The sequence below is a fragment of the Pseudomonas sp. GW821-FHT05H12 genome, assembly GCF_059419385.1.
Window position 1 is genome coordinate 56,956 of sequence record NZ_JBWKRS010000019.1, and the last position, 20,299, is coordinate 77,254.

General features: G+C 59.3%; 16 protein-coding genes. 11 read left to right on the forward strand and 5 right to left on the reverse strand.

Annotated features, from left to right (window positions below; all coding sequences use genetic code 11):
• Positions 1-68: 68 nt before the first annotated feature.
• Positions 69-2,927 (reverse strand): FAD-binding and (Fe-S)-binding domain-containing protein, encoded by a 2,859-nt coding sequence (locus AC07SU_RS18015; RefSeq protein WP_494997784.1) that lies wholly within the window; start codon positions 2,925-2,927, stop codon positions 69-71.
• A gap of 70 nt (positions 2,928-2,997) precedes the next feature.
• Positions 2,998-4,692, reverse strand: coding sequence for a lactate permease LctP family transporter (locus AC07SU_RS18020; RefSeq protein ID WP_494997785.1), 1,695 nt, complete (start codon positions 4,690-4,692; stop codon positions 2,998-3,000).
• A 252-nt stretch (positions 4,693-4,944) separates the two neighbouring features.
• Here AC07SU_RS18020 and AC07SU_RS18025 point away from each other — a divergent pair, with 252 nt between their 5' ends.
• On the forward strand, positions 4,945-5,712 hold the full coding sequence (locus tag AC07SU_RS18025) for a GntR family transcriptional regulator (RefSeq protein ID WP_176998436.1): 768 nt from the start codon (positions 4,945-4,947) through the stop codon (positions 5,710-5,712).
• A gap of 36 nt (positions 5,713-5,748) precedes the next feature.
• Here AC07SU_RS18025 and smpB read toward each other — a convergent pair whose 3' ends face one another.
• Positions 5,749-6,231: an SsrA-binding protein SmpB gene (gene smpB / locus AC07SU_RS18030; RefSeq protein WP_176998554.1), complete on the reverse strand. Its 483-nt coding sequence runs from the start codon at positions 6,229-6,231 to the stop codon at positions 5,749-5,751.
• Positions 6,232-6,398: 167 nt separating this feature from the next.
• Between smpB and AC07SU_RS18035 the strand changes: the two genes are divergently transcribed.
• Both AC07SU_RS18035 and AC07SU_RS18040 read left to right on the forward strand, forming a co-directional pair.
• Positions 6,399-6,833: a type II toxin-antitoxin system RatA family toxin gene (locus AC07SU_RS18035; RefSeq protein ID WP_016973780.1), complete on the forward strand. Its 435-nt coding sequence runs from the start codon at positions 6,399-6,401 to the stop codon at positions 6,831-6,833.
• Positions 6,826-7,128 carry an RnfH family protein gene (locus tag AC07SU_RS18040; protein WP_494997786.1) on the forward strand — a complete coding sequence of 101 codons (303 nt, stop codon included), beginning with the start codon at positions 6,826-6,828 and terminating at the stop codon, positions 7,126-7,128. Before AC07SU_RS18035 ends, AC07SU_RS18040 begins: the two co-directional genes overlap by 8 nt.
• 63 nt (positions 7,129-7,191) lie before the next feature.
• Here AC07SU_RS18040 and AC07SU_RS18045 read toward each other — a convergent pair whose 3' ends face one another.
• Positions 7,192-7,719 (reverse strand): outer membrane protein assembly factor BamE, encoded by a 528-nt coding sequence (locus tag AC07SU_RS18045; RefSeq protein ID WP_176998434.1) that lies wholly within the window; start codon positions 7,717-7,719, stop codon positions 7,192-7,194.
• Positions 7,720-7,817: 98 nt separating this feature from the next.
• On the opposite strand from AC07SU_RS18045, the gene fur reads away from it, so the two are divergent.
• A complete protein-coding gene (gene fur / locus AC07SU_RS18050) occupies positions 7,818-8,222 on the forward strand; it encodes a ferric iron uptake transcriptional regulator (protein ID WP_083360362.1) in 405 nt (134 codons plus the stop codon).
• Positions 8,223-8,309: 87 nt separating this feature from the next.
• Here the strand turns inward: fur and recN are convergent, their stop codons facing one another.
• Complete coding sequence (gene recN / locus AC07SU_RS18055; protein ID WP_494997787.1) at positions 8,310-9,983, reverse strand: DNA repair protein RecN; 1,674 nt, start codon at positions 9,981-9,983, stop codon at positions 8,310-8,312.
• A gap of 254 nt (positions 9,984-10,237) precedes the next feature.
• On the opposite strand from recN, the gene grpE reads away from it, so the two are divergent.
• From grpE to greA, 7 genes are all read left to right on the forward strand, one after another.
• Complete coding sequence (grpE, locus tag AC07SU_RS18060; protein ID WP_016976812.1) at positions 10,238-10,798, forward strand: nucleotide exchange factor GrpE; 561 nt, start codon at positions 10,238-10,240, stop codon at positions 10,796-10,798.
• A gap of 102 nt (positions 10,799-10,900) precedes the next feature.
• A complete protein-coding gene (gene dnaK, locus AC07SU_RS18065; RefSeq protein WP_176998432.1) occupies positions 10,901-12,817 on the forward strand; it encodes a molecular chaperone DnaK in 1,917 nt (638 codons plus the stop codon).
• Between the two features lie 318 nt (positions 12,818-13,135).
• Positions 13,136-14,260, forward strand: coding sequence for a molecular chaperone DnaJ (gene dnaJ / locus AC07SU_RS18070; RefSeq protein ID WP_178919542.1), 1,125 nt, complete (start codon positions 13,136-13,138; stop codon positions 14,258-14,260).
• Between the two features lie 10 nt (positions 14,261-14,270).
• Positions 14,271-15,077, forward strand: coding sequence for a 4-hydroxy-tetrahydrodipicolinate reductase (dapB, locus tag AC07SU_RS18075; RefSeq protein WP_494997788.1), 807 nt, complete (start codon positions 14,271-14,273; stop codon positions 15,075-15,077).
• Positions 15,078-15,336: 259 nt separating this feature from the next.
• Positions 15,337-16,473: a glutamine-hydrolyzing carbamoyl-phosphate synthase small subunit gene (gene carA / locus AC07SU_RS18080; protein WP_038843802.1), complete on the forward strand. Its 1,137-nt coding sequence runs from the start codon at positions 15,337-15,339 to the stop codon at positions 16,471-16,473.
• 105 nt (positions 16,474-16,578) lie between these two features.
• Positions 16,579-19,800 (forward strand): carbamoyl-phosphate synthase large subunit, encoded by a 3,222-nt coding sequence (gene carB / locus AC07SU_RS18085; protein ID WP_176998429.1) that lies wholly within the window; start codon positions 16,579-16,581, stop codon positions 19,798-19,800.
• Positions 19,797-20,273, forward strand: a complete 477-nt coding sequence (gene greA, locus AC07SU_RS18090) for a transcription elongation factor GreA (protein ID WP_017139258.1) — start codon at positions 19,797-19,799, stop codon at positions 20,271-20,273. The genes carB and greA overlap by 4 nt, the downstream gene beginning before the upstream one ends.
• Positions 20,274-20,299: the final 26 nt, after the last annotated feature.

Consider the following 20,299-nt stretch of genomic DNA (forward strand, 5'->3'; position numbering starts at 1 on the left):
AAGGGCTCGACGCTGCTGGCGTTCAACGGCTGCCAGCGACATCACGGATGGGCCTCGTTCGTCGAGGCCTATGCAGATGACTGCGCCGGCGCGCAAGGGTTCTGTTTTTTTGCAGGATCAGTGGGGCGGGCCTGGGTGACCCGGTCCACGAGGTACACCAGCCCGTGGTAATCGATGCCGCCGTGCTGGCTCAGGCCGATCTCGCAGGTGCGGCTGGTGGAGATCCCTTCAGTGCAATATTGCACGGCGTCCTTGAGTGATCGCAGCGAGTGGGCGTTGAGCTCCGGCGTGGTAAAGCCTTTGTCGCCGGCAAAGCCACAGCAATGAATGCCTTCCGGGACCACCACGGTTTTGGCGCAGCGCCGCGCCAGGTCAATCAAGGCCTGGCTTTCGCCCAAGTGCTGGGTGCTGCAGGTGACGTGTACAGCGATGGGGGCTTCCTGTGGGGTGAAGTCCAGGCGATCCATCAAATGGGTGCGGATAAATCGCACCGGGTCGTACAGGTCCAGGCGCGTTTCGCCGAGGTCTTGCACCAGCCGCAGGGTGCAGGGGCTGGTGTCGCAGTAGATCGGGTCGAGGCCGCCACGGCTGGCATGGAGCAGCGCACCGATCAGTTCCTGGCGTTTGTGCTCGGCCTGTTCGGCGTAGCCTTTGGACGCGAAGGGCTGGCCGCAGCAGAGGCTGTCCTGATTGTCAGGAAATACGACTTGGTAACCGGCTTTTTCCAGCAGGCCTCGGGTTTTGTCGTACAGCGACGTCTGTTCCTTGTCGTCGGCTGAAGGGCCCATCGCCCGTGAGACGCAGGCCGCCAGGTACACCACGCGCGGTCGTTCGTCGACGACGGCCGGGCTGAAGCGGATGGCTTTTTCCGGTTGCGGCATGGCATTGGTCCACTGCGGGATCTGCCCTTTGGACAACTGGGTGATTTTCGCCGACAGCCTCGCCAGGCGTGGCGCCCCCAGCAGCATGCGGGCACCATTGGCGACGTGCAGGGTAAAACGTGCGCCTTGCAGTGCTGTGGAGAAATGGCTTGCGAGCCATTCGGCGGTTTTCGGACGATCAGCCTCTTGGGCGCGCAGCTTTTTCACTAGGTCGCCGGTGTTGATGCCCACAGGGCAGCGCTGGGCGCACAGGCCGGTGGCGGCGCAAGTGTCGATGCCCTGATAGTGGTAGGCGGCTTCCAGCTCGGTGGTGTCGATGCCCGCACGTTTTTTAGCCTGGATGTCGCGCCAGATCACGATGCGCTGGCGTGGGCTCAACGTCAGGCCTTTGGAGGGGCACACCGGCTCGCAAAAACCACACTCGATGCACTTATCCACAAGCTCATCAGCGGCAGGCAAGGGTTTGAGGTGCTTGAGGTGGATCTGCGGGTCTTCACTGAGCACCACGTCGGGGTTGAGGATGCCGTTGGGATCGAGCAGGCGTTTGAGTTGCCACATCAGTTGATAGGCTTCGCTGCCCCATTCCAGTTCGACAAAGGGCGCCATGTTGCGGCCGGTGCCGTGCTCGGCTTTCAGCGAGCCGCCAAACTCCACGGCTACCAACTGTGCAACGTCGTCCATGAACGCTTGATAGCGTGCGACTTCTTCGCTGCTGTTGAAGCCTTGGGTGAACACAAAGTGCAGATTGCCTTCCAGGGCGTGTCCGAAAAGGATGGCTTCGTCGTAGTGGTGTTTGTCGAATAGCTCGATCAAACGGTTTACGCCAATGGCCAGTTGCTCGACCGGAAAGGTCACGTCCTCGATGATCACCGTTGTGCCGGTTTTGCGCACGGCGCCGACGGCGGGGAAGGTGTCTTTGCGGATGGCCCACAAGCGGGCGTTTTCAACGGGGTCTTCGGTGAAGTCGACCTGTTTTTCCACAGGGAAAGCGACCAGGGACGCCATGATCAGGGCCAGCTGTTCCTGCAGCAATGAAGACGACGCGGCGCGGGATTCGATCAATAGTGCGCAGGCATGTTCCGACAGGTGCTGTACGAAGTCGGGCATGCCCGGTTTGTTCTGCACCGAGCGCAGGCTGCGTCTGTCCAGCAGCTCGACGGCAGAGACCGGCTGGGTCTTCAGCACGGTCACAGCGTTGCAGCACGTTTCGACATCCGGGAACACAATCAGCGCCGAGGCTTTATTCGGGTGGTCGATCACGGTGTCGTAGGTCACCGCGCTGATAAAGCCCAGGGTGCCCTCGGAACCCACCAGCAGGTGGCTCAGGATATCCAGCGGTTCATCGAAATCCACCAGGGCGTTGAGTGACAAGCCGGTGGTGTTTTTCAGACGGTATTTGTGGCGGATTCTTGCCGCCAGCTCAGTGTTGGCCCGCGTCTCACGACCGAGTGCAGCCAGGCGTTCCAGCAATGGGCCGTGTTGCTTTCTAAACGCGGTAACGCTGGCGGCATCTTCGGTATCCAGGCGGCTGCCGTCGGCCAATACCAGGCGAATACCCGCGAGTGTGTGGTAGGTATTCTGTGCGGTACCGCAACACATGCCGCTGGCATTGTTGGCAACGATGCCGCCGATCTTGCAGGCGTTAATCGAGGCCGGGTCGGGCCCGATCTTGCGGCCGAACGGCGCCAGCCACGCGTTGGCCTGGGCGCCGATCACACCGGGTTGCAGGCGGATCTGGGTGCCTTGCCCGCGAATCTCAAGACCGTTCCAGTTGTCGCCGAGCACCAGCAGGACCGAGTCGCTGATGGCTTGCCCGGACAAGCTGGTGCCGGCGGCACGGAAGGTCACCGGCACGCGATCGCGCTGGGCCAGTTGCAACAGCGCTACCACTTCGTCTTCCGACTCCACGCGGATAACCAGCTGTGGGATGAGTCGGTAAAAGCTCGCGTCGGTACCGAAAGCGAGGGTGGAAAGTGGATCGTCGAAGCGTCGATCCTTCGGGATCAGTTGTGCGACGTCGCTCAAAAAAGCAGCAGGCAGGCTCATCGGTCCTCCAGAAATAGCAGACGCCGGACGCAGTGTCCGGCGTCGATTCTTACCCTGTGACGTGCAGGTCTCAGTGCACCAGCATACCGGTGAACCAGTAGGCCTGGGCCAGGGTGATCAGCCCGACGATGGTGGCGAAAAACAGACTGTGCTTAAGGGTGAAGCGGAACAGGTCGGATTCCTTGCCCACCAGCCCGGTTGCCGCACAGGCCACGGCGATCGATTGCGGCGAGATCATCTTGCCGGTCACGCCACCACTGGTGTTCGCCGCGACCAGCAAGGTGTCGTTGACACCGATCTGGTGTGCCGTAGTGGCTTGCAGCGAACTGAACAGGGCGTTGGATGATGTATCAGAGCCTGTCAGGAATACCCCCAACCAACCGAGGAACGGCGAGAAGAACGGGAAGGCCGCGCCGGTAGCGGCCAAGACCAGTGCCATGGTCGACGACATGCCGGAGTAGTTGGTGACGAACGCGAACGCCAGCACCATGCCGATGGACAGGATTGGCCAGCGCAGTTCGTAGAAAGTCTCTTTTAAAGTGGTAAGACCAGTTTTGATATCGATTCTGAGCACCAGCATCGAGACCAGTGCGGAGAAGAAAATCGCAGTGCCGGTCGCGGAAATCGGGTCCAGCTTGAACACCGCAGGAATGGCGGTCGGGTTGGTCACGATGGGCGCGACTTTGATCACCAGCTGATCAAGGTGCGGGATTGCGAAGTTGAACACCCAGCTGTACATCGAGCCGCCAGCAGCGAACATCGCCTTGAAGGGCTTGAGGGTCCATATAGTGACGAGCACCGTGAGGATCAGGAACGGCGACCAGGCTTTGAAAATCTGCCCCAGGCTGTAGGGCGATGCGATTGTGCTGCGCGGCTGGCCGAAGCCTCCGACGCTGGCGGTAATCGCGGCGCTGGAGGTGGCGCCTGCGATCTGCGCACCGGCCGTGCGCTTGGGTTGCCAGACTTTCAGGAACAGGGTGAGGGCAATCAGGCTAGCGAGGGCCGACGTGATATCCGGCAGTTCCGGGCCGATGAAATTGGACGTGAAGTATTGGGTGACGGCAAAGCTCAAGCCCGCAACCAGTGCGGCCGGCCAGGTTTCGCGAACGCCGCGCAGGCCGTCCATCATGAATACCAGCCAGAACGGCACGAACAGCGACAGCAGGGGCAGTTGGCGGCCGGTCATGGCGCCGATCTTGAACGCGTCAATGCCAGTGACTTGGCCGGCCACAATAATTGGAATGCCCAGGGCGCCGAAGGCTACCGGCGCGGTGTTGGCGATCAGGCACAGGCCTGCGGCGTACAGCGGGTTGAAACCCAGGCCCACCAATAATGCGGCAGTGATCGCCACCGGCGCGCCGAAACCGGCAGCCCCTTCCAGAAAGGCGCCGAAGCAGAAACCGATCAGCAGAACCTGCAGGCGTTGGTCGTCGGTGATCGACAGGACCGAGCTGCGGATGATCTCAAACTGGCCGCTCTTGACGGTGAGTTTGTACAAGAAGACTGCTGCGACGATGATCCACGCAATCGGCCAAAGGCCGTAGGCAAAGCCGTAGCCCGCGGCGGCCAGTGCCATGTCCACGGGCATCTGGAAGGCGAAGATCGCCACCAGGATCGATAACGCCAACGTGATGCTGCCGGCCACATGGCCTTTGAGGCGAAATACGGCCAGCGCCAGGAAGAAGAACACGATCGGAATAACGGCGGCCAATGCGGACAGGCCGAGGCTGCCGAGTGGGCTGTAGAGCTGTTGCCAGGTTTGCATAGGGGATGGCCCTGATTGTTGTTGTTTGGTCAGCTTGGATAATTGGTAATACCAATTTACAGTCGCTGTTGGCTAGAGTAAAAGCCTTGCCAGGGGTGTGTCAATTTGCCGCCCGCGAAACTTTGGTCGTAGGGGGGGGCGGAGGTGGGGGTCTGATCGGGTCAATCGAAGGCGTTCTGATAGGTGCTGCGAGCGCGGCGATAGGCCAGAATAGAGGCCCTGGCGAGTGGTCGGGGTTGTGGAGAGTGAGTTATGGGGTTTGATCAGGTGCGTTCGCGCCGTTTGTCTGACGATATTGTCGAGCAGCTTGAGGGCATGATCCTTGAGGGCACGCTGAAGTCGGGCGAGCGCTTGCCGGCTGAACGCGCGTTGGCGGAGCAGTTTGGCGTGTCGCGCCCATCGCTGCGGGAGGCGATTCAGAAGCTGGCGGCCAAGGGGTTGCTGGTGAGTCGGCAGGGCGGCGGCAACTATGTGGCTGAGTCCCTGGGTTCAACCTTCAGTGATCCGCTGTTGCACCTGCTGGAAAACAACCCCGAGGCGCAGCGTGATCTGCTGGAATTTCGTCAGACGCTTGAGGCGTCCTGTGCCTACTACGCCGCGCTGCGTGCCACTGAAGTTGACCGTGAGCGGCTGACCACTGCATTCGAGGCCTTGCAGGATTGCTACACGCGCGCCGATGAGGTGAGCCGGGCGGAAGAGGGGGCGGCGGACGCAAGGTTTCACCTGGCGATTGCCGAGGCCAGCCACAACGCGGTGTTGTTGCACACCATTCGCGGTTTGTTCGATCTGCTCAAGCGAAATGTGGTGACCAACATCGGCGGCATGTACCAGCAGCGTACGGAAACCCGCGACATGCTGATCAATCAGCATCGGGATTTGTACCTGGCGATTATCGAAGGGCGGGCCGAGCAGGCGCGGGAAGTCTCAACACGTCATCTGCTGTACGTGCAGGAAGTGTTGGAAGAAGTGCGTCAGGAAGTGCAGCGCGTAGCGCGAGCAGAGCGTCGCAAGGGCCTGTAGCCCGGGATATGTCCCAAGGCTACGGCGTTGCAGGAATTACTCTTCCTTGCCCTTGTTGCGCACGGCGCGATGCAATTCACGGTTGGAATCGCGTTCGCGCTCGGTGTCGCGCTTGTCGTACTCTTTCTTGCCCTTGCCCAGAGCGATCTCGCATTTGACGAGATGCTTGCTCCAGTACCAAGACAGGCAGACGCACGCGTAGCCTTTTTGCTGCACGGACGCGGCGAGCTTTTCCAGTTCGCGGGCATTGAGCAGCAGCTTGCGCGTGCGCACCGGGTCGGCAATCACGTGAGTGCTCGCGGTGGTCAGCGGGGTGATATGACTGCCGAGCAGCCATGCCTCGCCATCCTTGAGCAGCACATAGCTGTCGACCAGCTGCAGCTTGTTGGCACGCAGACTCTTTACTTCCCAGCCGGCCAGGACCAGACCAGCCTCGAAACGATGTTCGATGAAGTAATCGTGTCGCGCTTTTTTATTTTGCGCGATGGTCCCTGTGGGGTGTTTCTTTTGTTTAGCCATAGGGGCGGCATTATAGGGAGTTGCGAGCGTGTCGGCTACGGTCAACCTGCGTGCTTGAGCGTGTTGGACGAATCCCGGACAATGCGGGCAATTCTTTGGTTTTTTTCTCTCGCGGATCGGGCTGTTTTTTTCGCGATGTTTGCCTCAGCAGTGGAAATAACGCTCACATGACGACGCACATTCAACGCTCGGCCTTGCTGCCTTATCCGGCACAAGCGCTCTATGACCTGGTCAACGACGTGGCGCGTTACCCGGAATTCTTGCCGTGGTGCTCTGCCGCCGAGGTGCTGGAAAGCAGCGATGAGCATATGGTTGCCAGTGTCGGGGTGGCGAAGGGCGGCCTTAGCCAGCATTTTGTTACGCGCAATGTGCTGGTGCCGGGCAAGTCCATCGAAATGAACCTGCAGGAAGGACCGTTCACCCAGTTACATGGGGTGTGGGTGTTCAAGGCGTTGACGGACAAGGCCTGCAAGATCAGCCTGGACCTGTCCTTTGATTACGCTGGCCCCATTGTGCGGGCGACGTTGGGGCCTTTGTTCAATCAGGCAGCCAATACATTGGTGGATGCGTTCTGTCAGCGGGCCAAGCAACTGCATGGTTGAGATTGAGGTGGTGTATGCCGCCGAAGACCGTCAGGTGCTGGTCGCGGTTGCGGTGGCGCCGGGTACCAGCTTGAGGGCGGCAGTATTGGCTTCGGGTATCGCCCGGGAGTTTCCTGGCGTGGAACTGGCGGATTGTCCGCTCGGGATTTTCGGCAAGGTGGTAGCTGACCCGGATACGCAAGCAGTGATGGCGGGTGATCGCATCGAGATTTACCGGCCTTTGCTGGCTGACCCTAAAGAAGTGCGACGGCTGCGCGCGGCCAAGGCAGCATTGGTCAAGCGGCAGAACACCTAGGTGTTCTGAGCGACAGGCAACAAAAAGCCCGGCATGCCGGGCTTTTTGTTGAGCGCCGCTTTATTACTGCGGGCTGGCGTCCAGAGGTTCTGGCGTCGGGACCGGAACGGTTTTCACGCCGTCGACGTCCTTTTGGATCTGGTCGAGCAAGGAGCCTGGCTTGGCCGGCACTTCGGATTTCGGTTTCTCCGCTTCCTGCGCAGGGGCAGTCACGTTGGTGCCGTTGTCCTTGCCAAGCAAGGCTTCATCACGGCTTACGCCGGGCATGAAGTCGCCGGACAGGCTGACAAGCTGGTCATTGCCATTAAAAATGACGCTGACACGCTCCTGTTGGCGTTCACCGCCACCTGGTTGAATGCTGTAGAGATAATCCCAGCGATCGGCATGGAAAGTGTCGGTCAGCAGGGGGTTACCCATGATAAACCGTACTTGCCGTCGGGTCATTCCCGGGCGTAACTGGTCTATCATATCCTGCGTGACGACATTGCCCTGCTGGATGTCGATTTTGTAAACCCCGGGGAATGAACAACCGGCGAGTGCGAGCAGTCCCACAAAGGTGAAACTGGTTAGCAAGAGCTTGGTGTTTTGCATCGGTGGGCGACTTCCACTATCTTGGCTGGGACAACGTAAACGCCGATCATACCCGTATTAAGAGAAGCTGCGAAGCAGCATCCGCGAGAAAGCTAACCATGGTTGAAAATAGCGAACTACGCAAAGCCGGTCTCAAAGTGACTCTGCCGCGAGTCAAGATTCTACAAATGCTCGATTCTGCTGAGCAGCGCCACATGAGTGCCGAAGATGTTTACAAGGCGCTGATGGAGTCTAACGAGGACGTTGGCCTGGCCACGGTTTACCGTGTGCTGACCCAGTTTGAAGCCGCAGGACTGGTGGTTCGTCATAATTTCGACGGCGGTCATGCAGTGTTCGAACTGGCTGACGGTGGTCATCACGACCACATGGTTGACCTGGATACCAACGAGGTTATCGAGTTCACCAGCCCGGAAATCGAGAAGCTCCAGCACCAAATTGCTGAGGAGCATGGATTCGATTTGGTGGACCACAACCTGGTGCTGTACATCCGTAAGAAAAAGTAAAAAAGATGCAGATTTGCTCTGCGCAATGATCGAAGGCGACCCAGAGGTCGCCTTCGTGCTTTCTATAGGAGAGAGGAAAATGCCAGTTTAAGCCTTGGCGGCCACGACCATTTTCTTCGCGTGGGCCAGGGACTCCTTGGTCAGGTCGATACCCCCAAGCATTCGTGCCACTTCTTCCACGCGTTCCGACTTGTTCAGCTTCGACACGGCGGTGTGCGTCGCGTCGCTTCCCCGTACTTTATGCACAAACAGATGTTGATGCCCTTGGGCGGCCACTTGCGGCAAGTGCGTTACCGTGAGCACCTGGCCGCGATCACCCAGGCGACGCAACAACTGGCCAACAATCTCCGCCGTCGGCCCACCGATACCCACGTCCACTTCATCGAACACCAGTGTGGGGACGCGTGAGGTCTGGGCGGTAATCACCTGAATCGCCAGGCTGATACGCGACAGCTCACCACCAGAGGCGACTTTTGCCAATGCCTTGAGCGGTTGCCCAGGGTTGGCGCTGACCAGCAGCTCAACTTGCTCCAGACCATGAGGTTGCAGTTCGTTGCTGGCGTTGGCGCGCAGTTCAATGGTGAACCGCCCGCCCGGCATGCCCAGTCGCTGGATCTCCGCTTCCACTGCGCTGGCCAGGCTGTTAGCCGCCTGCTGGCGCAGGTCGCTCAGTTCGCGGGCTTTTTCTTGATAGTGGCGTGCAAAGGAGGCGAGCTCTTCGCCCAGTCGTTCGATGGACTCATCGTTAGCGTTGAGGGTCTCGATTTCATCCAGCAGTTTCTGCTGCATGGCTGCGACTTCGGTGGGCTGGATTCGATGTTTGCGCGCCAGGGTATAGATGGTGTCCAGGCGCTCTTCGATTTCCTGCAATCGCGCAGGGTCAGCGTCGAAGTGGTCCAGGAAGCGGTTGAGTTCGCCCACGGCTTCCTCGACCTGGATCTGTGCGCTGGTCAGCAACGTGGTGGCTTCGCTCAGGGAGCCGGACGCGCTGTTGACGCTGGACAGGCGGTTGAGGCTGGCGGTCAGCGCATTGAGCACGTTGCCGGAATCACTCTCGCTGCACTGTTCCACGACCTGGCGGCAAATACCTAGCAGGGTTTCAGCGTTGGTCAGGTTTTTGTGTTCCTGTTCCAGCTGTTCAAGTTCGGTCTCGCCAAGCCCCAGGCTTTCGAGCTCTTCAAGCTGATAGCTCAGCAGTTGGTGGCGGGCGCGCTGCTCGTCGCCGGAATTGGAAAGGCGCTCCAGTTCCTGGCGAGTCTGGCGCCAACGTTGTGCAGCAAGTTGCACTTGCCGGGCAAGGTCGGTGGCGCCCGCGTACTCGTCGAGTAGTCGGCGATGCGTATCGGTCTTTAGTAGGGATTGGTGTTCGTGCTGGCTGTGAATATCGATCAGCAGCTCGCCCAGGGATTTCAAATCGCCCAGGGGGCAAGGCGTGCCATTGATGTAGCCGCGAGAGCGCCCTTCAGCGGTGATGACCCGGCGCAGGATGCAAGGGCCTTCAATATTCAGGTCGCGTTCTGCCAGCCAGGCTTCTGCCTCGGGAATATCCGCCAGGTCAAACGTGGCCAGGATATCGGCTTTGTCGGCGCCAGGGCGCACAACGCCGCTGTCGGCGCGGTCGCCGAGGGTAAGGCCCAGGGCATCGAGCATGATCGACTTACCGGCGCCGGTCTCGCCTGTGATTACGCTCATCCCGCGATCCAGTTCGAGATCCAGGTGTTCAACGATGGCGTAGTTATGTACAGACAGGTGCACGAGCATGAAGACCGCTCCCAGGTGTTAGGTCTGGTTATTTATACAGTGTTTTGTTCGGGGCTGACAATCCTGATGCTTAGCTCGATTTGCTTGAGTGGCCTGGTTTTTTAGTGCGACGAGGAATGACAGCGCGGGAATTGATCCAGAGCACCTGAAAGACTTTTGGTAACGCCTGCACCCTTGAACCTGGAAATTGTGGCCCCATATACCGGAACAGAAGCGCGAGTCGAGTTCGCGCATGATTTTGAAAGGAGAAAACTATGGCTGACGAACAGACGCAGGATACGCAAACTCCAGACGCCAATTCGGCTGTCGGCGATGAGCTGGCAACCCGCGTGCAAGTGCTTGAAGAGCAATTGGCCGCTGCGCAGGATCAGTCTTTGCGTGTTGCCGCTGATCTGCAGAACGTCCGCCGCCGTGCCGAGCAGGATGTAGAAAAGGCTCACAAGTTCGCGCTGGAAAAATTCGCCAATGACTTGCTGCCGATCATCGACAGCCTGGAGCGTGGCCTTGAATTGTCCAACCCTGACGACGAAAACATCCGTCCGATGCGCGAAGGGATCGAACTGACCCTGAAAATGTTCCAGGACACCCTGAAGCGTTATCAGCTGGAAGCGATCGATCCACAAGGCGGCGAGCCGTTCAACGCTGAGCATCACCAGGCCATGGCCATGCAGGAAAGCCATGACCTGGAGCCGAACAGCGTGCTCAAAACGTTCCAGAAGGGTTACCTGCTCAATGGTCGCTTGCTGCGCCCGGCGATGGTTGTAGTGAGCAAGGCTCCTGCACCGGTTTCGCCTTCTATTGATGAGCAGGCTTGAAATACGCCGCAAGGCCCCCATCTATAAGTCAAGCGTTTAAGTGCTACCGCAGTTAGCCACCACTGCTGCGGCAACCAAATTCAAGTTTCGGGAGAGTAAATCATGGGCAAAATTATCGGTATCGACCTGGGGACCACCAACTCCTGCGTCTCCGTCATGGAAAACGGCAAAGCCAAAGTTATCGAAAACGCCGAAGGCGCGCGTACTACGCCGTCGATCATTGCTTACGCAAATGACGGCGAGATCCTGGTTGGTCAGTCGGCCAAGCGCCAGGCTGTGACCAACCCGCACAACACCCTGTACGCGGTAAAACGTCTGATCGGCCGTAAGTTCGACGAAGAAGTCGTACAGAAAGACATCAAGATGGTGCCTTACAAAATCGCCAAGGCTGACAACGGTGACGCTTGGGTTGAAGTCAATGGCAACAAGATGTCTGCTCCGCAGATCTCGGCTGAAGTCTTGAAAAAGATGAAGAAGACGGCTGAAGACTACCTCGGTGAAACAGTGACCGAAGCGGTGATCACCGTTCCGGCCTACTTCAACGACAGCCAGCGCCAGGCGACCAAAGACGCCGGCCGCATCGCGGGCCTGGACGTAAAACGTATCATCAACGAACCCACCGCAGCTGCTCTGGCTTACGGTATGGACAAGGCCAAAGGCGACCACACTGTGATCGTTTATGACCTGGGTGGCGGTACGTTCGACGTGTCGGTCATCGAGATCGCTGAAGTTGACGGCGAGCACCAGTTCGAAGTGTTGGCCACCAACGGTGACACCTTCCTGGGTGGTGAAGACTTTGACATTCGTCTGATCGACTACCTCGTTGACGAATTCAAGAAAGAAAGCGGCATGAACCTCAAGGGTGATCCGCTGGCCATGCAGCGTCTGAAAGAAGCTGCCGAGAAGGCCAAGATCGAGCTGTCCTCGAGCATGTCGACCGACGTGAACCTGCCGTACATCACTGCAGATGCCACTGGTCCTAAGCACTTGAACGTGAAGATCTCTCGCGCCAAGTTGGAAGCACTGGTTGAAGACCTGGTTCAGCGCACCATCGAACCTTGCCGCATCGCGCTGAAAGACGCCGGTATCGACGTTGGTTCCATCAACGACGTGATTTTGGTGGGCGGTCAGACCCGTATGCCACTGGTACAGCAGAAAGTGACCGAGTTCTTCGGCAAGGAAGCACGTAAAGACGTGAACCCGGACGAAGCGGTTGCCATGGGTGCTGCCATCCAGGGCGCGGTATTGGCCGGTGACGTGAAAGACGTGCTGCTGCTGGACGTTAGCCCGCTGACCCTGGGTATCGAAACCATGGGCGGCGTGATGACTGCGCTGATCGAGAAAAACACCACGATTCCTACCAAGAAATCGCAAGTGTTCTCGACTGCCGACGACAACCAGGGCGCTGTGACCATTCACGTGCTGCAAGGTGAGCGTAAGCAGGCTGCTCAGAACAAGTCCCTGGGCAAGTTCGACCTGGCCGAGATTCCACCAGCGCCACGTGGTGTGCCACAGATCGAAGTGACCTTCGACATCGACGCCAACGGCATCCTGCACGTAGGTGCCAAGGACAAGGCCACTGGCAAAGAGCAGAAGATCACCATCAAGGCCAACTCCGGTCTGTCTGATGAAGAAATTCAACAGATGATTCGTGATGCTGAAGCCAACGCCGATGCAGACGCCAAGTTCGCAGAGCTGGCCGGTGCACGTAACCAAGGTGATGCCCTGGTTCACTCGACGCGCAAAATGGTCGCTGATGCTGGCGACAAAGTGACTGCCGAAGAGAAGACCGCGATCGAAGCTGCCGTGGTTGCCCTGGAAGCCGCTATCAAAGGCGACGACAAGGCTGCCATCGAAGCCAAGGTTGAGGAACTGTCGAAAGTCTCCGCGCCAGTCGCTCAGAAGATGTACGCCGAGCAAGGCCAGCCGGCAGAAGGCGCTGCACAGCACGCAGAACCTGAAGCCAAGCACGACGACGTTGTCGATGCCGAGTTCGAAGAAGTCAAAGACCAGAAGTAAGTTGGTCGCCCGGTTGACCGCTATCAAGCGGTGACTGGTAGGATGTCGCCGCGCGGGAGCTTGCTCCCGCGTTGGCGTGTCTGGGGTATGCGAATTTTTACAGCATGCGACAACGTGCGGATGCTGGCGGTGTGATCGGGAATGCTCCTGCTTTCCGAGCAGTAAATACCGCACTTTTGGCCGGGTCCCTGGCTAAAAAGTAGTAATGACCAGGATCGTTGAATTGACGTGAGTTGGGTCCGGGCCTGTATTGGGGCTCAACGAGTTTGGCAAGGCTCAGGAGGGTCTGGCTGAACGTCCTTAAGAGTGCAAAGACTTATGGCAAAGCGTGACTATTACGAAGTGTTGGGTGTGGAGCGCGGCTCCAGCGAGGCGGACCTGAAGAAGGCTTACCGTCGCCTGGCGATGAAGCACCACCCGGACCGTAATCCGGACAGCAAAGAATCCGAAGAAATGTTCAAAGAGGCCAATGAGGCCTACGAATGCCTGTCTGATCCCAACAAGCGTGCGGCCTACGATCAGTATGGCCACGCCGGTGTCGACCCGAGCATGGGTGGCGGCGGTGCCGGTTTTGGTGGTCAGAACTTCTCCGATATTTTCGGCGACGTATTCAGCGACTTTTTCGGTGGTGGCCGGGGTGGTCAGCGTGGCGGTGCCCAGCGTGGCAGCGACTTGCGCTACACCCTGGAGCTCAACCTGGAAGAGGCCGTGCGCGGCACCAGCGTCAATATCCGTGTGCCGACACTGGTCAACTGCAAGCCGTGTGATGGCTCGGGTGCCAAGAAGGGCTCGTCGCCGATCACCTGCCCTACGTGTGGCGGTATCGGCCAGGTGCGCATGCAGCAGGGCTTCTTCTCGGTGCAGCAGACCTGCCCGCGCTGCCATGGCCAAGGCAAGATCATTTCCGATCCGTGCGATTCCTGCCACGGCGAAGGCCGCGTAGAAGAGTACAAGACGCTGTCGGTGAAGGTGCCTGCGGGCGTGGATACCGGTGACCGCATTCGCCTGTCGGGTGAAGGCGAGGCGGGGACTCAGGGTGGCCCGACGGGCGACCTGTATGTGGTGATCAATGTGCGCGAGCACTCGATCTTCCAGCGCGATGGCAAGCACCTGTTCTGTGAAGTGCCGATCAGCTTTGTCGATGCGGCCCTGGGTGGCGAGCTGGAGATTCCGACCCTGGATGGTCGGGTCAAGCTCAAGATCCCGGAAGGCACGCAGACCGGCAAGCAGTTCCGCATTCGCGGCAAAGGCGTTGCGCCGGTGCGGGGTGGCGGTGCTGGCGACCTGATGTGTCGCGTGGCGGTAGAAACGCCGGTCAACCTGAACCGTCGTCAGCGTGAACTGCTTGAAGAGTTCCGTGGTTCGATGGAGGGCGATGACTCCCACTCGCCGAAAACCGCGGGCTTTTTCGATGGTGTGAAGCGCTTCTTCGGCGACCTGTAAGGAATTGAGTATGCGACGTATAGCCGTAATGGGCGCTGCAGGGCGCATGGGCAAGACGCTGGTCGAGGCAGTGCAGCAGCGCTCGCCGGCCTCCGGGCTGACAGCGGCGATCGTTCGCCCTGGCAGCACGTTGATCGGCGCGGACGCGGGTGAGCTGGCTTCGCTGGGGCGCATCGGTGTTTCGCTGTCGGGCAACCTGGAGCAGGTGGCCGATGAGTTCGACGTGCTGATCGACTTCACCCTGCCGGAAGTGATGCTGAAAAACCTGGCGTTCTGCCGCAAGGCGGGCAAGGCCATGGTGATCGGTACCACCGGTTTGACGGCTGAGCAGAAGCAATTGCTGGTGGAGGCGGGCAAGGATATTCCTGTCGTCTTCGCGGCCAACTTCAGTGTGGGTGTGAACCTGTCGCTCAAGTTGCTGGATCTGGCAGCTCGCGTGCTGGGCGATGAGGCGGATATCGAGATCATCGAGACCCATCACCGTCACAAGATCGATGCGCCATCGGGCACTGCGCTGCGCATGGGGGAGGCGATTGCCGATGCGTTGGGTCGCGACCTGTCAAAGGTGGCGGTGTATGGTCGTGAAGGTCATACCGGTGCGCGTTCGCGTGACACTATCGGCTTTGCAACCGTGCGCGGTGGCGATGTGGTGGGTGATCACACCGTGCTGTTCGCTACCGAGGGCGAGCGCCTGGAGATCACGCACAAGGCTTCCAGCCGCATGACCTTTGCCAAGGGGGCGGTCCGCGCTGCGCTTTGGCTGGAGGGTCGCGAGCCTGGCCTGTACGACATGCGCGATGTGCTGGATCTGCACTAATCAGTAGCTAAAACGGGGCCTCAAGCTTATGCTTAGGCCCCGTTTTTACCCGCTAAGCGACGTCCTGTCGCATTCCCCTGCCTTTAAGGCTCATTAGCGGTGGACCAAAAAAGCCTTTTTCTGTAAGCTACAGCTTTAGTGTGTCCACTAAAAGCGCGCAGAATAATTCAGTGAACAAGCGGGGTGACGTGTCCATACGTCACTCCGCTTTTTTACAACCTGCGATCGCCCTTTCAGGCTTTATTTACGGGAGGTCTTCTTGACTAAGCCAGCCATACTCGCCCTTGCTGATGGCAGCATTTTTCGCGGCGAAGCCATTGGAGCCGACGGTCAAACCGTTGGAGAGGTAGTGTTTAACACTGCCATGACCGGCTATCAGGAAATCCTTACCGATCCTTCCTACGCCCAGCAGATCGTTACCCTGACCTATCCGCACATCGGCAACACCGGTACTACACCGGAAGACGTCGAGTCTGATCGTGTCTGGTCGGCCGGTCTGGTGATTCGTGACCTGCCACTGGTTGCGAGCAACTGGCGTAACACGATGTCGCTGTCCGATTACCTGAAAGCCAACAACGTTGTGGCGATCGCTGGTATCGATACGCGCCGCCTCACGCGCATCCTGCGTGAAAAAGGTTCGCAGAACGGCTGCATCATGGTCGGTGACAATATCTCCGAAGAGGCGGCGATCGCCGCAGCGCAAGGTTTCCCTGGCCTGAAAGGCATGGACCTGGCGAAAGTTGTCAGCGTTAAAGAGAAGTATGAGTGGCGCTCCACTGTCTGGGACTTGAAAACCGACAGCCACGCGACCATCGAAGCCGCAGACCTGCCTTACCACGTGGTGGCCTACGACTACGGCGTCAAGTACAACATCCTGCGCATGCTGGTCGAGCGCGGTTGCCGCGTGACCGTAGTGCCGGCGCAGACCCCAGCCAGCGACGTGCTCGCCCTGCAGCCAGACGGCGTGTTCCTGTCTAACGGCCCAGGCGATCCTGAGCCATGCGACTACGCCATCCAGGCCATCAAGGACGTACTGGAAACCGAGATTCCGGTATTCGGCATCTGCCTCGGTCACCAACTGCTGGCCCTGGCTTCCGGCGCCAAGACCCTGAAAATGGGCCACGGCCACCACGGTGCCAACCACCCTGTGCAGGACCTGGATACCGGCGTTGTGATGATCACCAGCCAGAACCACGGTTTTGCGGTAGATGAAGCCACCTTGCCGAGCAACGTCCGTGCGATTCACAAGTCGCTGTTCGACGGCTCCCTGCAAGGCATCGAGCGCACCGACAAGAGCGCGTTCAGCTTCCAGGGCCACCCTGAAGCAAGCCCGGGCCCGAACGACGTAGCGCCGCTGTTCGACCGTTTCATCAATGAGATGGCCAAGCGACGCTGAGTGAGTGGTCTGCGGGCGGCCCCGAGCATCGGTGGCCCCCGCAGGCTCTTCAAAGATTGTTCAAGACGGCTTGCCGACTGACCTGCGGATTTGAGTGACAAACCCATGCCAAAACGTACAGACATAAAAAGCATCCTGATTCTCGGCGCTGGCCCGATCGTGATCGGCCAGGCCTGCGAATTCGACTACTCCGGCGCCCAGGCCTGTAAAGCCCTGCGCGAAGAGGGCTACCGCGTCATCCTGGTGAACTCCAACCCGGCCACCATCATGACCGACCCGGCCATGGCCGACGCCACCTACATCGAGCCGATCAAGTGGCAGACCGTTGCCAAGATCATCGAGAAAGAACGTCCGGACGCACTGCTGCCAACCATGGGTGGCCAGACTGCACTGAACTGCGCCCTGGACCTGGAGCGCGAAGGCGTCCTGGAAAAGTTCGGCGTAGAGATGATCGGTGCCAACGCCGACACCATCGACAAGGCTGAAGACCGTTCGCGTTTCGACAAGGCCATGAAGTCCATCGGCCTGGCGTGCCCGCGTTCCGGTATCGCCCACAGCATGGAAGAAGCCAACGCGGTCCTCGAGACCCTGGGCTTCCCGTGCATTATCCGTCCGTCCTTCACCATGGGCGGCACCGGTGGCGGTATCGCTTACAACCGTGAAGAGTTCGAAGAAATCTGCGCCCGTGGCCTGGACCTGTCGCCGACCAAAGAGCTGCTGATCGACGAATCCCTGATCGGCTGGAAAGAGTACGAGATGGAGGTTGTCCGCGATAAGAAGGACAACTGCATCATCGTCTGCTCCATCGAAAACTTCGACCCGATGGGTGTGCACACCGGTGACTCCATCACCGTGGCTCCAGCGCAGACCCTGACTGACAAGGAATACCAGATCCTGCGTAACGCCTCCCTGGCGGTACTGCGCGAGATCGGCGTGGAAACCGGCGGTTCCAACGTCCAGTTCGGTATTTGCCCGAACACCGGCCGTATGGTCGTGATCGAGATGAACCCACGGGTTTCCCGTTCGTCGGCCCTGGCTTCGAAAGCCACCGGTTTCCCGATCGCCAAGGTCGCAGCCAAGCTGGCGGTGGGTTACACCCTGGACGAGCTGTCGAACGACATCACCGGTGGCAAGACCCCGGCGTCCTTCGAACCGTCCATCGACTACGTCGTCACCAAGCTGCCACGTTTTGCCTTCGAGAAATTCGCCAAGGCTGACGCCCGCCTGACCACTCAGATGAAGTCGGTGGGTGAAGTCATGGCCATCGGCCGTACCTTCCAGGAATCCCTGCAGAAAGCCCTGCGTGGCCTGGAAGTGGGCGTTTGCGGCCTGGACGAGAAACTCGACCTGGCCAACCCGGAAAGCATGAGCGTGCTCAAGCGCGAACTGACTGTGCCGGGCGCCGAGCGTATCTGGTACGTCGCAGACGCCTTCCGTGCGGGCATGACCGTCGAAGACATCTTCGGCATGAACATGATCGACCCTTGGTTCCTGGTGCAGATCGAAGATCTGATCAAGGAAGAAGAGAAGGTCAAGACCCTGGGTCTGGCCAGCATCGACCGCGACATGATGTTCCGCCTCAAGCGCAAGGGCTTCTCTGACCAGCGTCTGGCCAAGTTGCTGGGTGTGACCGAGAAGAACCTGCGTACCCATCGCCACAAGCTGGAGATCTTCCCGGTCTACAAGCGCGTTGACACCTGCGCCGCCGAGTTCTCCACCGACACCGCCTACCTGTACTCCACCTACGAGGAAGAGTGCGAAGCAGCGCCGTCGGGTCGCGACAAGATCATGATCCTGGGCGGCGGTCCTAACCGTATCGGCCAAGGTATCGAGTTTGACTACTGCTGCGTACACGCCGCCCTCGCACTGCGCGAAGACGGGTACGAGACCATCATGGTCAACTGCAACCCGGAAACCGTTTCCACCGACTACGACACCTCCGATCGCCTGTACTTCGAGCCAGTAACCCTGGAAGACGTACTGGAAATCGTGCGCGTCGAGAAGCCAAAAGGCGTGATCGTCCAGTACGGCGGCCAAACTCCACTGAAACTGGCTCGTGCCCTGGAAGCCGCTGGCGTGCCGATCATCGGCACCAGCCCTGACGCCATCGACCGTGCCGAAGACCGTGAGCGCTTCCAGCAGATGGTTGAGCGCCTGAACCTGCGTCAGCCGCCAAACGCCACCGTGCGCAGCGAAGACGAAGCCATCCGTGCAGCCAGCAAGATCGGCTACCCGCTGGTGGTGCGTCCGTCCTACGTACTGGGCGGTCGTGCGATGGAAATCGTCTACGAAGAAGAAGAGCTCAAGCGTTACCTGCGCGACGCGGTGAAAGTGTCCAACGACAGCCCGGTGCTGCTGGATCACTTCCTCAACTGCGCCATCGAGATGGACGTGGACGCAGTTTGTGACGGCACCGACGTGGTGATCGGCGCGATCATGCAGCATATCGAACAGGCGGGTGTTCACTCCGGTGACTCCGCATGCTCGCTGCCACCGTACTCGCTGCCGGCGCACATCCAGGACGTGATGCGCGACCAGGTCAAGAAAATGGCCCTGGAATTGGGCGTGGTCGGCCTGATGAACGTACAGTTGGCGCTGCAAGGCGAAGACATCTACGTCATCGAAGTGAACCCGCGTGCTTCGCGTACCGTGCCATTTGTTTCCAAGTGCATCGGTGTGTCCCTGGCCATGATCGCTGCTCGCGTGATGGCCGGTAAGACCCTGAAGGAAATCGGCTTCACCAAGGAAATCATTCCTAACTTCTACAGCGTGAAAGAGGCGGTGTTCCCATTCGCCAAATTCCCGGGTGTGGACCCGATCCTGGGCCCAGAGATGAAGTCCACCGGTGAAGTGATGGGTGTGGGCGACACCTTCGGTGAAGCATTCGCCAAGGCCCAGATGGGCGCCAGCGAAGTGCTGCCGACCGGCGGCACGGCCTTCATCAGCGTGCGTGACGACGACAAGCCGCTGGTTGCAGGTGTGGCCCGTGATCTGATCAACTTGGGCTTCGAAGTCGTGGCCACCGCCGGGACCGCCAAGCTGATCGAGGCTGCCGGCCTGAAAGTGCGTCGCGTGAACAAGGTGACGGAAGGCCGTCCGCACGTGGTCGACATGATCAAGAATGACGAAGTCACCCTGATCATCAACACCACCGAAGGTCGTCAGTCGATCGCGGACTCTTACTCCATCCGTCGTAACGCCTTGCAGCACAAGATCTACTGCACCACCACCATTGCTGCTGGCGAAGCCATCTGCGAAGCGCTCAAGTTCGGTCCGGAAAAGACCGTGCGCCGCTTGCAGGATCTACACGCAGGATTGAAGGCATGACCAAATACCCAATGACCGTCCAGGGCTTCAAGGCCCTGGAAGAGGAGCACGCCCATCTGACCAAGGTCGTACGTCCAAAGTTGAGCCAGGACATCGGTACGGCCCGCGAGCTGGGTGACCTCAAGGAAAACGCCGAATACCACGCTGCTCGCGAGCAGCAAGGTATGGTCGAAGCGCGTATCCGTGACATCGAAGGCCGTCTGCAGAACTCGGTGGTCATCGACGTGACGACGATTCCGAAGACCGGTAAGGTGATTTTCGGTACGACCGTGGAAATCGCCAACGTTGAAACTGACGAAAGCGTGGTTTACCACATCGTGGGCGAAGACGAAGCTGACTTTAAACTCGGCAAAATCTCCGTCGGTTCGCCACTGGCCCGCGCCTTGATTGCCAAGGAAGAGGGTGATGTGGTGACCGTCAAGACGCCTGGCGGCGTGACCGAGTACGAGATTGTTGAAGTTCGTCACGTCTGAAAGGCGGCGCCCGCTTCGTGCGGGCG

What these genes read in the sequence shown, in the direction of transcription:
- AC07SU_RS18015 (WP_494997784.1), bottom strand. Translation starts at nt 2,927, where the DNA reads ATGAGCCTGCCTGCTGCTTTTTTGAGCGACGTCGCACAACTGATCCCG.
- AC07SU_RS18020 (WP_494997785.1), bottom strand. Translation starts at nt 4,692, where the DNA reads ATGCAAACCTGGCAACAGCTCTACAGCCCACTCGGCAGCCTCGGCCTG.
- AC07SU_RS18025 (WP_176998436.1), top strand. Translation starts at nt 4,945, where the DNA reads ATGGGGTTTGATCAGGTGCGTTCGCGCCGTTTGTCTGACGATATTGTC.
- smpB (WP_176998554.1), bottom strand. Translation starts at nt 6,231, where the DNA reads ATGGCTAAACAAAAGAAACACCCCACAGGGACCATCGCGCAAAATAAA.
- AC07SU_RS18035 (WP_016973780.1), top strand. Translation starts at nt 6,399, where the DNA reads ATGACGACGCACATTCAACGCTCGGCCTTGCTGCCTTATCCGGCACAA.
- AC07SU_RS18040 (WP_494997786.1), top strand. Translation starts at nt 6,826, where the DNA reads ATGGTTGAGATTGAGGTGGTGTATGCCGCCGAAGACCGTCAGGTGCTG.
- AC07SU_RS18045 (WP_176998434.1), bottom strand. Translation starts at nt 7,719, where the DNA reads ATGCAAAACACCAAGCTCTTGCTAACCAGTTTCACCTTTGTGGGACTG.
- fur (WP_083360362.1), top strand. Translation starts at nt 7,818, where the DNA reads ATGGTTGAAAATAGCGAACTACGCAAAGCCGGTCTCAAAGTGACTCTG.
- recN (WP_494997787.1), bottom strand. Translation starts at nt 9,983, where the DNA reads ATGCTCGTGCACCTGTCTGTACATAACTACGCCATCGTTGAACACCTG.
- grpE (WP_016976812.1), top strand. Translation starts at nt 10,238, where the DNA reads ATGGCTGACGAACAGACGCAGGATACGCAAACTCCAGACGCCAATTCG.
- dnaK (WP_176998432.1), top strand. Translation starts at nt 10,901, where the DNA reads ATGGGCAAAATTATCGGTATCGACCTGGGGACCACCAACTCCTGCGTC.
- dnaJ (WP_178919542.1), top strand. Translation starts at nt 13,136, where the DNA reads ATGGCAAAGCGTGACTATTACGAAGTGTTGGGTGTGGAGCGCGGCTCC.
- dapB (WP_494997788.1), top strand. Translation starts at nt 14,271, where the DNA reads ATGCGACGTATAGCCGTAATGGGCGCTGCAGGGCGCATGGGCAAGACG.
- carB (WP_176998429.1), top strand. Translation starts at nt 16,579, where the DNA reads ATGCCAAAACGTACAGACATAAAAAGCATCCTGATTCTCGGCGCTGGC.
- greA (WP_017139258.1), top strand. Translation starts at nt 19,797, where the DNA reads ATGACCAAATACCCAATGACCGTCCAGGGCTTCAAGGCCCTGGAAGAG.